The following is a 14,096-nucleotide window of genomic DNA, read 5'->3' as shown; positions in this document are numbered from 1 at the left end:
TCCCCGGTCGGGGTCTAGGGGCTGGGTGGCGAGCGCAAAACCAGAGGGTCGGCGCTCATGCGGCAAAGGACTCTGACTTGTGAAGCTCGCCCAGCGTACCCCGCCCGCTCCCCACCCCGTGCGGAGGGTCAAGGGCCGCTCAAGCTGAACCGGAGGGAGCGCCCCTCATCCCTCGCACCCATGTTGTCCTTCAAGTGGTGACAGCGTGCCTGTGACGGTAACGGGAGGCGCCCAGGGGGCCTTCGCTTATGATGAAGGGACCAACCCCACCCCTGTGGGCTGCCCCGCCAGAGGGCAAGGAGGAGACCAGAGATGGCGATGAACCTGTTCGGTGCGCGCGAGACGCTCACCACCAAGGCCGGGCAACCGCTCTACTACTACCGCCTCGACAAGTTGCAGGAGCTCGGGCACGACGTGAGCAAGCTGCCCTTCTCGGTGAAGGTGCTGCTCGAAAGCGTCTTGCGCGAGGCCAACAACTACGACGTGCGCGAGGAGGACGTGCACGCCGTGGCGAACTGGAAGCCCGTCAACGAGGAGGTCGAGATTCCCTTCAAGCCCGCCCGCGTGATTTTGCAGGACTTCACGGGCGTGCCCGCCGTCGTGGACCTCGCGGCCATGCGCACGGCGATGGTCTCGCTCGGCGGTGACCCCAAGAAGATCAACCCGCTGATCCCGGTGGACCTCGTGATCGACCACTCGGTGCAGGTGGACGAGTTCGGCACCGACTTCGCCCTCGCCAACAACATGGCGCTGGAGTTCGAGCGCAACCGCGAGCGCTACGAGTTCCTGCGCTGGGGCCAGCAGGCCTTCGACAACTTTGGCGTCGTGCCCCCCGCCAGCGGCATCATCCACCAGGTCAACCTCGAATACCTCGCCAAGGGTGTGCAGAGCCGCCCCGAGGACGACGGCGCGGTCGTGTACCCCGACTCGCTGGTGGGCACCGACTCGCACACCACCATGATCAACGGCCTCGGGATCGTGGGCTGGGGCGTGGGCGGCATCGAGGCCGAGGCCGTGATGCTGGGCCAGCCCATCTACATGCTGATGCCGGAAGTCATCGGCTTCAAGCTCACGGGGGCGCTGCCCGAGGGCGCGACCGCCACCGACCTCGCCCTGCGCGTGACCCAGATGCTGCGCGAGAAGGGCGTGGTGGGCAAGTTCGTCGAGTTCTACGGGGCGGGCCTGAGCAACATGACCCTGCCCGACCGGGCGACCATCGCCAACATGGCCCCCGAGTACGGCGCCACGATGGGCTTTTTCCCAGTGGACGACGAGGCGCTGCGCTACCTGCGCCGCACGGGCCGCCTGGAGGACGAGATCGAACTCGTCGAGCAGTACTACAAGGCCCAGGGCCTGTTCCGCACCGACGAGACGCCCGATCCCGTCTTCACCGACACCATCGAACTCGACCTCTCGACCATCGTGCCGAGCCTCGCGGGCCCCAAGCGTCCCCAGGACCGCGTGAACCTCAGCGACATGCACACGGTGTTCAACGAGGCGCTGACCGCCCCCATCAAGCAGCGCGGCTTCGAGCTGAGCGGCGACAAGCTGGACGCCCAGGGCACCATCGGCGGCACCGACATCAAGATCGGCCAGGGCGCGGTGACGCTGGCGTCGATCACCTCCTGCACGAACACGAGCAACCCCAGCGTCCTGATCGCGGCGGGCCTCGTCGCCAAGAAGGCGGTGGAGCGCGGCCTCAAGCCCAAGGCGTGGGTCAAGACCAGCCTCGCCCCCGGCTCGCGCGTCGTGACCGAGTACCTGGAGACCTCGGGGTTGCAGGAGTACCTCGACCAGATCGGCTTCAACACCGTCGGTTACGGCTGCATGACCTGCATCGGCAACTCGGGCCCGCTGCCCGAGCCCGTCGTGCAGGCGATCCAGGAGGGCGACCTCGTGGTCGCGTCGGTCCTCTCCGGCAACCGCAACTTCGAGGGCCGCGTGAACCCGCACATCCGCGCGAACTACCTCGCCTCGCCGCCCCTCGTCGTGGCCTACGCCCTCGCCGGGACGGTGGTGAACGACATCATCAACGAGCCCCTTGCCACGGACAGCGACGGGCAGCCCGTGTACCTGCGCGACCTGTGGCCCTCGAACGCCGAAATCCAGCAGATCATGGACCAGGCGATCAACGCCGAGATGTTCAAGCGGGTGTACGACGGCATCGAGCAGAGCAACGCCCAGTGGAACGCTATTCCCGTGACGGGCGGCGACCTGTACGACTGGAACCCCGAGTCCACCTACATCCAGAACCCGCCCTTCTTCGAGACGCTGGGAAGCGGGCCGAGCGAGACGGTCAGCTCCATCGAGGGCGCGCGGGCGCTCGTGAAGGTGGGCGACTCGGTGACGACCGACCACATCAGCCCGGCGGGCTCCTTCAAGTCGGATACCCCAGCGGGCAGGTACCTGCAAGAGCGTGGCATCGCCCCGAAGGACTTCAACTCCTACGGCTCGCGGCGCGGCAACGACCGCATCATGACGCGCGGGACCTTCGCCAACATCCGCCTCAAGAACCAGCTCGCGCCCGGCACCGAGGGCGGCTTCACGACCGACTTCACGACCGGGCAGGTCACGTCGATCTACGACGCCTCGGTGAACTACAAGGCGCAGAACATCCCGCTCGTCGTCTTCGCGGGCAAGGACTACGGCATGGGCTCCAGCCGTGACTGGGCCGCCAAGGGCACCTTCCTGCTGGGCGTGAAGGCCGTCATCGCCGAGTCGTTCGAGCGCATCCACCGCTCCAACCTCGTCGGCATGGGTGTGCTGCCCCTCCAGTACAAGAACGGCGAGACCGCCGACTCGCTGGGCATCAACGGGGACGAGACCTTCGACGTGATCCTGCCGCCCGACCTCAAGCCCCGCCAGGACGTGACCCTGCGGGTGACGAAGGACGGCGTGAGCCGCGACATCACCGTCCAGTGCCGCATCGACACGCCGGTCGAGATCGACTACTACAAGAACGGCGGCATCCTCCAGACTGTGCTGCGCGGGATTCTGGCTCGCAGCGGGCAGGAGGCGGGCGCGCAGGCGTAAGCCGGGCAACGTCGGGAAGAGGGGCAGGCCCGTGGGTGGGGCTGCCCCTTCTTGTTCGAGATGGTGAAACGCGCCTTGGGCTCTGGGCGTATCGCTACAGCTCCACCCCCTCGTACACCTCATCCAACCTCAGCTCCACGTCCAGGCAGGGCAGGCGCACGCTGCCTTCCACCGTCTCGACCTGCCACCCGTTCGGGGTGCGCCGGTAGAGTTCTGCGGCCCGTTCCTCGCTGTCCACCAGCAGGTGGCCTTGCAGGCTGGGCAGGCTGAGGTAGTCGTGCGCCTTATAGGTCATGTCCACCTGCCGGGTGGACTGGCTCAGGATTTCGACGATCAGGCCGGGGCGGGTCTCGGCCTGCCGGAGGTCCTCGTGCGGTTCGCAGACCACGACGAAATCGGGGGAGGAGGAGCTGAGCTGGCCCATTCTGGTCACGCGGACCTTCATGTCGTTGGCGTAGGATCAGCAGGGGCCGCCGCGTGTGGCATTCAGCAACACGCGCCCGAGGTTGGCGGCGATGCGGTTGTGCGGCAGGCTCGCCCCCGCGTGGGCATAGACGAAGCCGTCCACGTACTCGCGCCTCACCGGGCTCGTCTCCTCGGTGCGGAGGTATTCCTCCTCGCTGATCTTGCGCAGGGCCGGGTCGCTCAGGCGGCTATGGTGCGTGGCGCCGATTCTCCCCGCGTGACGTGAGTGCTCTGTCTCCTGGCCCTCAGCCTGGCGTCAGGGAAATGGGCTATCACGGACGGATGAAACCCGCCCTGCCCCTGCTGGCCCTGACCGTCGCCGTGGCTCTCGCGTCCTGTGGGGGGTCGGGGGACCCGCCGGTGGATGGGGGCGGGACCGACGTGTGCGCCCAGACGGTGCCGGTCGGGACGACCCGCCCGGTGGGCGTGGCGGCGGCCAGCGTTCTCCCGACGACCGCGCCCGCCCCCGACTGGACGGCGCCCCATGTGCCGGGCCGGGTGCTTGTCGTGGGCCAGGACGGGACCCTGGGCGCGCAGGGCCTGGGTCTCCTCTCCACCGTGCGGACCCAGCGGGTGACGGCGGGCCTGAGCCTGGCCCTCACCCCGGCGGGCGAGACGGACCGGGCCTTCGCCGGGCGGCTGGCGGCGGCGGGAGTGCGCGTGCAGCCGGACTTCCTCTACCGGTCTCTCGCCACGCCCAACGATCCCGGCTACCCCGGAAACGGCGGAGTCGAACTCGGTTTCACGAACGCCTCCCAGACCTACCTGACCCGCATCCGGGCGGAGGGAGCCTGGGACGTGCTGGGCGGGTGCGGGAAGACGCCGGAGGGGGCGCTGACGGCGGTGCTCGACACGGGGGCAGACGGCGGTCACCGCGACCTCAACGGGCGGCTTCTGGGGGGCCGGAGTTTCGTGAGCGGGGAGAGCTCCGCCACCGTGGACCTGATCGGGCACGGCACGGCGAGCGCGGGGCTGATCGGCGCGGCCACGAACAACGGCGTGGGCCTGGCGGGCGTCACCTGGAGCGGACGCACCCTGCTGCCCGTCAAGGTGCTGGGCAGCGCGGGGGGCTCGACGAGCGCCATCGCGCAGGGGCTCGACTACGCCGTGGCGCAGGGGGCCAGGGTCATCAACCTGAGCCTGGGCACGCCCGGGAACCCGGGGGATCAGGTGCTGGACACGGCGCTGAACAACGCGGCCAAGACGGCCGTGCTGGTCGCGGCGGCGGGCAACACCGAGAGCGTGGGGGGGTACCAGGGCGTGTACTACCCGGCGAGCAACCCGAACGTGATCGCGGTGGGAGCGGTCGGGGCGAGCGACCGGACCCTGGCGTGCTACAGCGAGCGGCCCACCGCCTCCCAGGGCCGCAAACTCGACCTCGTGGCCCCGGGTGGCGCGGCGGACGGCTTTTGCCCGGGCGCCTCCCCCGACCAGGACCTGCTCGTCCTCTCGCCCGGCAGCGCCTACGCCCGCAGCGCGGGCACGAGCGACGCCGCGCCCCTCGTCAGCGGCGTGGCGGCCCTGGTGCGCGCAGCGAACCCGGACCTCACCGCCCCGCAGACGCGCGCGCTCCTGATCAACAGCGCGAACTCGTCGGGGGGCCTGCCCCTGCTTGACGCGCAGGCCGCCATCAGCGCCGCCCTGCGCTAGGTCGGGAGGGGAGGGCCCAACAGGCGAGGCGGTGGACCGGCCCGGAGCCCGCGCCCACCGCCTCGCCTGTCGTGACGACCGCCCGCTCCCGCTACTCGCGCCGTACCCGCTCGGGCGCGAGGTCCTTGTGCGGCGTTTGCAGGCCGTGGAGGAGCAGCGCGAAGACGACGAGGCCGTGCAGCACGAGCAGCCCGAACAGCGCCGTGCCCGGCTCCATCACGTGCCCGCAGGCCCCCACGAGCTGAAACAGGATCAGGGTCACGAGCACGCGCGGGCGGCGGTCCGGAAAGCGCAGGTAGGCGTAAACGCCACCCCCCATGCTGAACAGGAGGGGCAGAACGAGCGCGTTAAGGATGTCTTGACCCATGCCTCATCTTGACCGAACTCGGCGAAAAAGGCGAGCTGTCCCCGTCTAGGTCACCACTTTTCCTCACAGAACTCTGACAGCCCGGCCTCAGACCCGGTAGTGCTGGAGCTGCGCGGGGTCGAGGGCATGGTCACGCAGGGCGGGCACGTCGAGCCACCCCTCGCGGAAGGTGACTGGGAGGTTCAGCAGGTCGTCTTGCAGCTTGAGGACGAAGCTCAGCTCGCAGGGCTCGGTGACCTCGGCCCGGGTCGAGAGCAGGGCGGCGTGCAGGGTGCCCAGGCCGGTGCTCGCCTGCGAGCCCACCATGCCGCGTTTGCCGTGCCGGGCCGCCGCCCGCAGCATGGCGAGGCCGTCGGTGAAGCCGTTGCGGGCGGTCTTGACGTTCAGGATGTCGAAGGTGCCCAACTCCAGTTCCCGCGCGAGGTCGGCGGGCGTGAAGCAACTGTCGTCGGCGACGATGGGGAGAGGCGCCCGCGCGTGGAGATCGGCCCGGGCCTTCACCTCGCGGACGGGGAGCGGTTCCTCCACGCACGTCAGGCCCGCGTCGCGCATAGCGGCGAGGGCGGCAGGGGCCGTCTCCGGGGTCAGCGTCTCGTTGCTGTCGGCGTACAGCTCCACCGCGTCCCCGAAGGCGCGGCGCAGCTCCCCGATCACGGCGAGGTCGCGGGCGTGGTCACGGCCCACCTTCACCTTCAGGCAGCGCACCCCCGCGTTCACCACGCGCTCCGCCTCGGCGAGCATCCCGGCGGGGGGGGCGATGCCCAGGATAAAGCTCACCCGCACCCGGCGGTTCGGGCCGAGCAGGGTGTCGAAGAGGCTCTCCCCCCGCGCCCGCGCCCGCGCCTCCCACAGGGCCATGTCGAGGGCCCCGCGCGCCGTGTGGTTGTTCGCCACGCTGTTTCGCACCCGGTTCAGGGCCTCCTCGTCGTCGATGCCCAGCCCCCGGAGCGCGGGTTCGAGCAGGCGCAAGATGGCGAGCACGCTCTGCGGGGTCTCCCCGTAGATCGTGGGGCGCGGGGTGGCCTCCGCCACGCCTACCGTGCCGTCCTCCAGCGTCACGCGGACGAGGACGTGTTCGGCGGCGCTGAGCTGGCTGTGCGCCCCCCAGGCGAGGGTGCCTTTCAGGGGCAGGCGGTAGGCGAGGCCCTCCACCCGGGCGACGGCGGGGGCACTCACGCCCAGCTCCGAACCGCCTGCGCGACCTGCGCCGGGGAGAGGGCCACGGTGTCCAGAACGAGGGCCCGCGAGGGCGGCAATGTCCCCAGGAAGGCGCTCGCCGCGTCCGGGTCGTAGTGCGCTCTCTCGGTCACCACGATCCGCACCCGGGCGAGGAGGTCGGCCGGGGAGTGACCCTCCGCCACCAGCGCGGCGAGGCCGTCCAGCTCGGCGGGCGTGAAGACCGCCGCCGCGCCGGGCAGGGTGGCGAGGTCGGCGCGCAGGTCTTTCCCCGCCTCCCCCCCCGCTGCCCGGTCGAAGGAATCCGCGCGGCCCAGCAGGCGGCGCACCCGCACCACGTCGGGGGCGACGAGGGCCACGAACCGCCAGCGGGGAAAGTGCTCGGCGGCGTGCCTCACCTCCTCCAGCCCGCGCAGCCCGTCGAAGAGGGGCCGCTCCCCCCAGTGCCGGGTGTCGGCGCTCAGCGTCCCCAGCGCGTGCGCCATCCCGCCCGGGTGCCGCTCGCGGTACAGGGCGGTGAGGCGAAACCGCTCGGCGCGGTCGCTCACGGGGCCGCCCGCCAGCGGAGCGATCACCGCGTGGTCGGTGACCATGCGGCGGTCGGGCAGGACCCGCAGCCCCGGGTTGGCCTCCCCGAGGGCGGCGAGCGCGGTGCTCTTGCCTACCCCCGTGACCCCCACGAGGACGGTCAGGGGCAGCTCGGCGAGGAGCCGCTCGTGCGGGGGGCGGGGCGGGGCGGCCCGGAGGTGGGGCAGCGGGCGGGCGGGAACGCTCATGGGCGGAGTGTAGGCGCCGGGATGCCTTAAGGCTGGCGTAAGGTTCAGTCAACCCGGGGTGAGCCCCGAAAATCACATTGTGGGGGCGGCGTTTCTAGACTTTTGCTCGGAGGATTGACCCATGGCCCGACTGCAAGGAACCGGTGGCGGCGGCGGCAGAACCGCCGTCCTGATTATCCTGATCTTGATCGTTCTCTTTCTGCTCGCCTATTTCCTGTATCTCAAGCCGCAGGGCATCCTGAACCTCGGCTTCTGAGACGGACCTCCCCAGCGTTCACCCGAAACGGAGTTTGTCCATGATCAAAGGTAAAGAACTGCTCGGCCGTCCCGTGATCGCCATCGACAGCGGGGAGCGGCTGGAAACGGCGCGCGATCTGGTGTTCGACCATCAGGCCAACCAGGTGCTCGGCATCCTCGTCGATGAGGGCGGCTTTTTCCGTGCGGCGAAGGTGGTGCCCTTCGAGGCGATCCGCTCCATCGGGGAAGACGCCATCATGGTGGACAGCGCGCACTCGGTGACGACCACCCGTGAGGACGGGCGCCTCGCCGACGTGCTCGACTCCAAGGTCAGCCTCGTCGGGATGACGCTGCTCACGACCGACGGCCAGAATCTCGGCAAGATCGCCGACGTGTTCTTCGACGAGCGCTCGGGCCGGGTCGAGGGGTACGAGGCGACGGGCGGCATCTTCAGCGACCTCTCCAGCGGCCGGACCTTCGTGCCCGCGCCCGAGCACGTGCAGATCGGCGAGGACGCCGCCATCGTGCCCATCAGCGTGGCGGCCTCGATGCAGGAGCAGGAGGCGGGCGGCCTGAAGGGCGCCTACCAGAGCGCGGCCCAGAGCGTCAGCGGCGCCTACCAGAATGTCGCCGAGAGCGTCAAGGAGAGCTACGGCAACATCGCCGAGGCCACCAAGGAGCGCCAGAAGGAGTTTCTGGTCGGCAAGACGGCGGGCTCGGACCTCACCCTCGACGACGGCACGGTGCTCGTCCGCCAGGGGGAGACCATCACCCACGAGCAGGTCGAGCGGGCCGACGCGGCGGGCAAGCTCACCGCCCTCCTGACCGGGGTGACGGGCGGGGCGCTCTCCGGGGCGTACGACACCGCCAAGGAGCGGGTGCAGGGCACCGTCGAGGACCTGCGCGGTGCGTCCGTCGAGCGCCAGCGCGAGTTCATCGTGGGCAAGACGGCCTCGGCCGACGTGGTCGCCAGCCTCGCCGACGGGGTGCAGGAGATCGTCGTCCACAGGGGCGACACGGTGACCGAGTTCCAGGTCCAGCGTGCCGAGCAGGCCGGGGTGCTGCCCGCGCTGCTCGCCGTCACGGCGGGCGGGGCACTTCAGGCGGGCCTGCAAGGGACGCGCGAGCCCGCCCAGCCCGGGACCCAGGCGCAGCCTGCCCAGACCCAGGTCGATCCCCTCGACGCCACGGTGGGCCGTCGCGTGAAGACTGACGTGCGCGCCCCGAGCGGCAGCCTGGTCGCCGTGCAGGGCCAGATCGTGACCCCGGCGGTCGCCGAACGGGCCCGCAGCCTGGGGGTCGAGTCGGCCCTGATCAACGCGACGACCGGCTCGCGCGTGGGCGCGGTGGCTCCGGCGGCGGGAGCGGCCCTCTCGGGCGGCGTCGCCAGCGTCAGCGAGGGCGCGAGCAACCTGCTGGAGCGCGCGAAGTCGTGGTTCGGCGAGAAGCGCGACGAGGCCGGGCAGGCCATCGAGGAGCGCCAGGAGCAGCAGCTCGAGCAAAAGGTCCGCGACGCCCTGGGCCGCCCCGTCAACCGCGTGATCCTCGCGCCCGACGACACGATCATCCTCAACGTCGGCGAGATCATCACCAACAAGGCCGTGCAGCTCGCCCGCGAGGGCAACGTCCTCGACATCCTGGTGGACAGCGTGAGCAAGGAGACCGTCAAGATCGACCCCCTCGCCGCGCGCCCCCACGAGACCGGCGTGGCCGCGCTGGAGGGCCAGGACGACGCCCCCGTCGCCCTGAACCCCACCGATCCCCAGAACTCCGGCCGCTGATCCCCGGGCCAGGGAAGCGGGCTCCCTTCCACCGCGGAGGGGGCCCGCCTCCCGTCCGTCTCAGGTGCGGAAGATGACCTCCTCGCGCCCGAAGGCCCGTAGGGCGAGCAGGCCGAGCAGCAGCGCGCCGAGCAGGTTTGCCCCCACGGCGGTGAGCAGGTGCCCCGGGGTGAGGGTCCCGCGCACCGTGTCGAGGATGGCGAGCATCCCCCCGAAGAGGGGAAGGGCGTAGAGGGCGCCGCCCGGCGTCAGGAAGTCGCTGAATTGCAGCAGCACGGCGGGAAAGACGATGGCGAGCGAGAGGGGGGTGACGTAGGTTTGCGCCTCCTTGTAGCTGCGCGCGGAGATGCTCAGGGTGATGAGCACCGCGCTGATCAGCAGGGCCGCGCTGACCACCGTGGCGAGCAGGGCGAGGGCGCTCCCGGCGGTGAGGGTGAGCTGCCCGCCGAAGCTCCGGGCGATCTCGTCGGAAGTCCCCCCCTGCGACAGGGCCGCCCCCGCCACCAGGCCGGTCACGAGAAAGCCCAGCACGCTGAAACAGGCGGTGGTGAGGGCCGTGAGGGTGGTGGCGAGGAGCTTCCCGGCGACGACCTCCGAGCGGCGGACGGGCGAGACGAGCAGGCTCTCCAGGGTGCCGCGCTCCTTTTCACCCGCGGTCGCGTCGAGCGCCGTCGCCATCGCGCCCGTCAGGATGAAATTGAGCATCAGGAGGGGAATCAGGAAGGCGAGCTGACCGCCCCGCCGCTCCTGTTCGGGGCTCGCGTCGATGGGCGCGAGGGTCACGGGCGTCAACGTTCCCGCCCCCAGCCCCAGCGCGGCGAGGCGGCTCACGGCGAGCTGGCGGTTGTAGCCCTCCACCACGTCCTGCACCTTGGCGTAGGCGCCCGTCTGGGCGCGCAGGTTGCCGAGCCGCGCGTAGACCTCCAGCCGCCCCGTGCCGTCTCCCGCGCGGGCGGGCAGGGGAGAGGTGACGCGCAGGGCCGCGTCCACCGCGCCCGAGGCCACGGCGGCCCGGGGGTCGGTTACGGGCACCAGCCGGACCCCGGCGCGCGTGACGGTGCCGTCGGGACTCCGCTCGTCTTGCGTGAGGGCTGCGCTCAGCGGGGCGGGAAGGGTTCCGGCCACCCCCACCCGCTGCCGTTCCTGCGCCTGCCCGCCCACGAAGCGGCCCAGCAGGAGGGGCAGCCCGAGCGTGAAGAGGGGGATGAGCAGCAGCGGGATCAGGACGCTGCTCGCCAGGGCCCGGCGGTCGCGCAGGGTGGAGAGCAGGTCGCGCGCCGCCACCCGCCACACGAACTCAGGGCGCACGCGAGGCCTCCATCCGGGCTTCGTGCGGTTGCCCCCGCACCAGGGCGAAAAAGGCCCGCTCCAGGCTGCGCTCCCCGGTGCGGGCCAGGACCCCGGCGACCGGGCCGACCGTCACGACCTCGCCCCGGTGGAGGATCGCCACCCGGTCGCAGACCTCCTCGGCCTCGCTCATCACGTGGGTGGAATAGAGGGTGAGCCGCCCCGGGCGCCGCGCCGCGAGCACGAAGTCGAGCAGGGCCCGCCGCGCGAAGATGTCGAGCCCGCTCGTCGCCTCGTCGAGCATCAGGACGGGCGGGTCGTGGATCACGGCGCGGGCGATGACCACCTTCTGCGCCATGCCGGTGGAGTAGTCGCCCGCCCGCGTGTCGAGCGTGCGCCCCAGCCCCAGCGCCGCGTCCAGCTCCTCGATGCGCGCGTCGGTTTGAGCCCGGCTCAGCCCGTACAGCCCCGCAAAGGAGCGCAGCACCTCGCGCCCACTCAATCGGGCGGGCAGGCCCATGCCGCCGTTCACCACGCCCACCGAGCGGCGAACGGCCTCGGGGTCGCGCCGGGTGTCGAAGCCCGCCACCCGCACGGTGCCCGAGGTTGGAGAAAGCAACGTGGCGACGGTTCGCAGCAGGGTCGTCTTGCCCGCCCCGTTGGGGCCCAGCAGGCCGAAGACCTCGCCCTCCCCGGCGCTCAGGGTCACGTCCGAAAGGGCCACGTGCGTCCCGTAGGTCTTGCTCAGGTTCTTGGTCTCCAGCACTCTCCCCGCTCCCCCTCCGTGGTGCCGACTCTGGGCCTCCGGGTCCTTCGCCTGATTGCGCCCGACCTGCAGCATACGCGGGCCCTCTCCCGACAAGGAGACACCTCTTCCGAGCGCAAGTCGACGTTGCCGCGCGAGGCGGCCTCGGCCGGAAGGTCACCCTGTCCCACGCAAGCTGACGAGAGCTTCACAGGGGGCGCCGGGTCACGGTGACGCGCCCCGCGACCGCTTACGATGCGCCACCGCCCGACACCGGGGGGCGGGGCCCGGCCCTCTCCCCCCCCTGGGCTGGTCTCATGCAAGGGGCACGAAAACCTGTCACAATAGGAAAGTTGCGCTTCTGGGCGCAGTTGAACTCGGTTCATCACCAACAACCACGCCAGGGTGAAGCACGGGTGTTTTGCTCTGGTTTTGACGGAGGATAGCGCATGTTCAATCCCCCCACCCTCGAAGACCTGCAAGAGACTCGCCGGGCGAACGAGAAGCTGGTGCTCAAGGCGCTGGAGAGCAAGCCCGAGTGGGTCGAGACCGAACTCGCCAAGACGACCGGGCTGGCCCTCTCGCACCTGCGCGCCGCGCTCGCCAGCCTGCTCGACCAGGGCCGGGTGCGCCGCCTGCCCGGCACCGGCACCCGCGCCGTGTACGGCCTCGCCGACCCCGGCCTCGCCGACGTGCCCGCCACGCCGCTGACGAATGACGCCAAGCGCGTGCGCGACTATCTCGAAGGCCGCGCCGACTCGGCCCTGTACATGAGCGAGCAGCTCCGGATGAGCCGCGAGGACGTGATGAAGGCCCTCTCGCTCCTGAACGCCCACGGCATGATCACCTGCACCTTCGTGGGCAGCCTGGTGATCTTCCGCCTCAAGGAGACGCAGGCGCTCGGCCAGGAGCAGAGTGCCCCGGTGACCGGCAAGAAGAAGCAGGTCGCGTAAGGCACCCACAAACCCACCCCCCCGGCCTCCCCGTGCGGAGGCCGCTTTGCTTGTGCCCGCCCGGCTGACCGACCCTTCACACCCCCTCTGTTATGCTGCACTTCATGAAGCTGGTGCTCGCCGTGATTCAGGATGCCGACGCCGCCGCCCTCGTGCGCGTGCTGTCCGAAAACGCCTTTGAGGTCACGAAACTCGCCAGCACGGGGGGCTTCTTGCGGGAGGGCAACACCACCCTGATGATCGGCGTCTCGGACGAGCGCCTCGCCGAACTCAAGCGCCACGTGCAGCGCACCTGCCGCACCCGCACCCGCCTCGTGACTCCCAGCGTGCCGATGGGCGAGCAGGGCGAGGGGCTGGTCGGCGATCCCGTCGAGGTGGCGGTCGGCGGCGCGGTGATGTTCGTGCTGGGTGTACAGGAATTCGTGAAGGTCTGATCGCGGTTTTCTGTTCCGTTGAAGGGACAACCTGCGTCCCTTCAACGCCACGCAGGGCCGCTCTCGTCACGGGTGCTCGCTCCGCTCAGGCCGGACACGTTGAGGAAAAGACCCTCAATGTGTCCGGCCGCCGCTGTGAGACGCCGGGACGGTCCCACCTGTCCTAGTCCACCCCCAGCGCCGCCAGTTCCTCCCGGAGCTGCGCAGCGTGCTCGTAGCGCACGGCGTGCATGCCCACCGAGCGGGCGGCCTCCGCGTTCTGCGGACGGTCGTCGATCATGACGGCCTCGTCCGGGCGCACCTGCGCGAGGCTCAGGCCCAGCCGGTACATCGCCGGGTTGGGCTTGAGCACGCCCAGATAGCAGGAGGTGAAAAAGGCGAGCAGAAACTCGTCGAGGTGGTAGGTGCGGATGCGGTGCTCGTTGAGGTCGTGGCCCTCGTTGTTCAGCGAGTACATGCGGTGGCGCCCGCCCAGCTCCTGCGCGAGAGCGAGCGCTTCCTCACGCGGCTGACTCTCGGCCTCCATCGCGGCGCGGAAGTCCTCCGGGGTGAAGGGGCGCGGCGTGTGGAAGACCACCTGCCCCAGGTACTCCGCCAGGGTCATGCGCCCCCGTTCCAGCTCCGGCGCGGCCAGCTTGTGCCGCTCCGCGAAGTCCTGGGCGTCCAGCCCGAAACGGGCCACCACGTCTGCCCGCTGTTCGCGGTCCCACCCGTTCGTGAGCAGCACTCCGCCGATGTCCCAGAAGACGGCCTTGATCGTCATGCCGGAGCCTACCGCCGCCGGGACCCGGGTAGAGCGGGTCGTCCACACACGAAAGGCGCCCGGACGAGCCTCCGAGCGCCCGAAGGTCAGGTGGGTTCAGGCGTCCAGCCCGCCGTCCGAGAGGTGCAGCACCTCGGCGAGGCGCATCAGGGTGGGCTGGATGTCCTCGGGGGCGCCCCGGGCCACGGTCTCCACCTCGGCGCCGAGCGGGGGAAGGGAGGCGGCGGCTTCGGTGTACTGCCCCGCTTGCAGCAGTTCGGCGATCTTGCCGAGCTGGGCGGCGAGCATCCCGCCGCCGGGGTGGTCACTCACCGCCGCCTGCCACGAGCGCAGGTGGGTCACGGCGAGGTTGGGGTCGATGTTCTGCGCGCCCCCCGAGAGCAGGGCGAGCGTTTCTTCGAGCTGGCTGTTCATCGTCATGGTGAAACC

The 14,096-nt window shown here is 70.6% G+C and carries 15 protein-coding genes; 6 read left to right on the top strand and 9 right to left on the bottom strand.

The window, feature by feature from the left end; genetic code table 11:
* The first annotated feature begins 312 nt into the window (after nucleotides 1-312).
* Nucleotides 313-3,033, top strand: a complete 2,721-nt coding sequence (gene acnA, locus IC605_RS14145) for an aconitate hydratase AcnA (protein WP_216325373.1) — start codon at nucleotides 313-315, stop codon at nucleotides 3,031-3,033.
* A 94-nt stretch (nucleotides 3,034-3,127) separates the two neighbouring features.
* Here the strand turns inward: acnA and IC605_RS14140 are convergent, their stop codons facing one another.
* Nucleotides 3,128-3,478 carry a Uma2 family endonuclease gene (locus IC605_RS14140; protein ID WP_281416287.1) on the bottom strand — a complete coding sequence of 117 codons (351 nt, stop codon included), beginning with the start codon at nucleotides 3,476-3,478 and terminating at the stop codon, nucleotides 3,128-3,130.
* A 15-nt stretch (nucleotides 3,479-3,493) separates the two neighbouring features.
* Nucleotides 3,494-3,616 (bottom strand): Uma2 family endonuclease, encoded by a 123-nt coding sequence (locus IC605_RS14135; RefSeq protein WP_216325367.1) that lies wholly within the window; start codon nucleotides 3,614-3,616, stop codon nucleotides 3,494-3,496.
* A gap of 164 nt (nucleotides 3,617-3,780) precedes the next feature.
* Here IC605_RS14135 and IC605_RS14130 point away from each other — a divergent pair, with 164 nt between their 5' ends.
* On the top strand, nucleotides 3,781-5,148 hold the full coding sequence (locus IC605_RS14130; protein WP_216325364.1) for a S8 family serine peptidase: 1,368 nt from the start codon (nucleotides 3,781-3,783) through the stop codon (nucleotides 5,146-5,148).
* Nucleotides 5,149-5,239: 91 nt separating this feature from the next.
* On the opposite strand, the gene IC605_RS14125 is transcribed toward IC605_RS14130, so the two are convergent.
* The 3 genes from IC605_RS14125 to IC605_RS14115 all read right to left on the bottom strand — a co-directional run bounded on the left by IC605_RS14125 (nucleotide 5,240) and on the right by IC605_RS14115 (nucleotide 7,467).
* On the bottom strand, nucleotides 5,240-5,515 hold the full coding sequence (locus IC605_RS14125; protein ID WP_216325361.1) for a hypothetical protein: 276 nt from the start codon (nucleotides 5,513-5,515) through the stop codon (nucleotides 5,240-5,242).
* 87 nt (nucleotides 5,516-5,602) lie between these two features.
* A complete protein-coding gene (locus IC605_RS14120; RefSeq protein ID WP_216325358.1) occupies nucleotides 5,603-6,691 on the bottom strand; it encodes an enolase C-terminal domain-like protein in 1,089 nt (362 codons plus the stop codon).
* Nucleotides 6,688-7,467: an AAA family ATPase gene (locus IC605_RS14115; protein ID WP_216325355.1), complete on the bottom strand. Its 780-nt coding sequence runs from the start codon at nucleotides 7,465-7,467 to the stop codon at nucleotides 6,688-6,690. Before IC605_RS14115 ends, IC605_RS14120 begins: the two co-directional genes overlap by 4 nt.
* A 121-nt stretch (nucleotides 7,468-7,588) precedes the next feature.
* Between IC605_RS14115 and IC605_RS25140 the strand changes: the two genes are divergently transcribed.
* The gene (locus tag IC605_RS25140; protein WP_281416286.1) at nucleotides 7,589-7,723 is read left to right on the top strand and encodes a hypothetical protein; all 135 of its coding nucleotides are present in this window, start codon (nucleotides 7,589-7,591) and stop codon (nucleotides 7,721-7,723) included.
* A 40-nt stretch (nucleotides 7,724-7,763) separates the two neighbouring features.
* On the top strand, nucleotides 7,764-9,485 hold the full coding sequence (locus tag IC605_RS14110; protein WP_216325352.1) for a PRC-barrel domain-containing protein: 1,722 nt from the start codon (nucleotides 7,764-7,766) through the stop codon (nucleotides 9,483-9,485).
* A 60-nt stretch (nucleotides 9,486-9,545) separates the two neighbouring features.
* On the opposite strand, the gene IC605_RS14105 is transcribed toward IC605_RS14110, so the two are convergent.
* Together IC605_RS14105 and IC605_RS14100 are read right to left on the bottom strand one after the other, a co-directional pair.
* The gene (locus IC605_RS14105) at nucleotides 9,546-10,793 is read right to left on the bottom strand and encodes an ABC transporter permease (protein ID WP_216325349.1); all 1,248 of its coding nucleotides are present in this window, start codon (nucleotides 10,791-10,793) and stop codon (nucleotides 9,546-9,548) included.
* Nucleotides 10,783-11,538, bottom strand: coding sequence for an ABC transporter ATP-binding protein (locus IC605_RS14100; protein WP_216325583.1), 756 nt, complete (start codon nucleotides 11,536-11,538; stop codon nucleotides 10,783-10,785). Before IC605_RS14100 ends, IC605_RS14105 begins: the two co-directional genes overlap by 11 nt.
* A 428-nt stretch (nucleotides 11,539-11,966) precedes the next feature.
* Here IC605_RS14100 and IC605_RS14095 point away from each other — a divergent pair, with 428 nt between their 5' ends.
* Together IC605_RS14095 and IC605_RS14090 are read left to right on the top strand one after the other, a co-directional pair.
* Nucleotides 11,967-12,470: a transcription initiation factor IIE subunit alpha family protein gene (locus IC605_RS14095; protein WP_216325346.1), complete on the top strand. Its 504-nt coding sequence runs from the start codon at nucleotides 11,967-11,969 to the stop codon at nucleotides 12,468-12,470.
* Between the two features lie 104 nt (nucleotides 12,471-12,574).
* Nucleotides 12,575-12,904 carry a cyclic-di-AMP receptor gene (locus IC605_RS14090; RefSeq protein ID WP_216325343.1) on the top strand — a complete coding sequence of 110 codons (330 nt, stop codon included), beginning with the start codon at nucleotides 12,575-12,577 and terminating at the stop codon, nucleotides 12,902-12,904.
* Between the two features lie 163 nt (nucleotides 12,905-13,067).
* Here IC605_RS14090 and IC605_RS14085 read toward each other — a convergent pair whose 3' ends face one another.
* Both IC605_RS14085 and IC605_RS14080 read right to left on the bottom strand, forming a co-directional pair.
* Nucleotides 13,068-13,667 (bottom strand): HAD family hydrolase, encoded by a 600-nt coding sequence (locus IC605_RS14085; protein WP_216325341.1) that lies wholly within the window; start codon nucleotides 13,665-13,667, stop codon nucleotides 13,068-13,070.
* 96 nt (nucleotides 13,668-13,763) lie between these two features.
* Nucleotides 13,764-14,087: a hypothetical protein gene (locus IC605_RS14080; RefSeq protein ID WP_216325337.1), complete on the bottom strand. Its 324-nt coding sequence runs from the start codon at nucleotides 14,085-14,087 to the stop codon at nucleotides 13,764-13,766.
* Nucleotides 14,088-14,096 lie beyond the last annotated feature (9 nt).

Source organism: Deinococcus aestuarii, from assembly GCF_018863415.1.
Lineage (GTDB): Bacteria > Deinococcota > Deinococci > Deinococcales > Deinococcaceae > Deinococcus > Deinococcus aestuarii.
This window is presented reverse-complemented; position numbering and strand designations above follow the sequence as displayed.

Bases quoted from the DNA above. Each gene is read 5' to 3' on its own strand.
- IC605_RS14130 (WP_216325364.1), top strand. From the start codon at position 3,781: ATGAAACCCGCCCTGCCCCTGCTGGCCCTGACCGTCGCCGTGGCTCTC.
- IC605_RS25140 (WP_281416286.1), top strand. From the start codon at position 7,589: ATGGCCCGACTGCAAGGAACCGGTGGCGGCGGCGGCAGAACCGCCGTC.
- IC605_RS14090 (WP_216325343.1), top strand. From the start codon at position 12,575: ATGAAGCTGGTGCTCGCCGTGATTCAGGATGCCGACGCCGCCGCCCTC.
- IC605_RS14085 (WP_216325341.1), bottom strand. From the start codon at position 13,667: ATGACGATCAAGGCCGTCTTCTGGGACATCGGCGGAGTGCTGCTCACG.
- IC605_RS14080 (WP_216325337.1), bottom strand. From the start codon at position 14,087: ATGACGATGAACAGCCAGCTCGAAGAAACGCTCGCCCTGCTCTCGGGG.
- acnA (WP_216325373.1), top strand. From the start codon at position 313: ATGGCGATGAACCTGTTCGGTGCGCGCGAGACGCTCACCACCAAGGCC.
- IC605_RS14115 (WP_216325355.1), bottom strand. From the start codon at position 7,467: ATGAGCGTTCCCGCCCGCCCGCTGCCCCACCTCCGGGCCGCCCCGCCC.
- IC605_RS14095 (WP_216325346.1), top strand. From the start codon at position 11,967: ATGTTCAATCCCCCCACCCTCGAAGACCTGCAAGAGACTCGCCGGGCG.
- IC605_RS14125 (WP_216325361.1), bottom strand. From the start codon at position 5,515: ATGGGTCAAGACATCCTTAACGCGCTCGTTCTGCCCCTCCTGTTCAGC.
- IC605_RS14140 (WP_281416287.1), bottom strand. From the start codon at position 3,478: ATGAAGGTCCGCGTGACCAGAATGGGCCAGCTCAGCTCCTCCTCCCCC.
- IC605_RS14110 (WP_216325352.1), top strand. From the start codon at position 7,764: ATGATCAAAGGTAAAGAACTGCTCGGCCGTCCCGTGATCGCCATCGAC.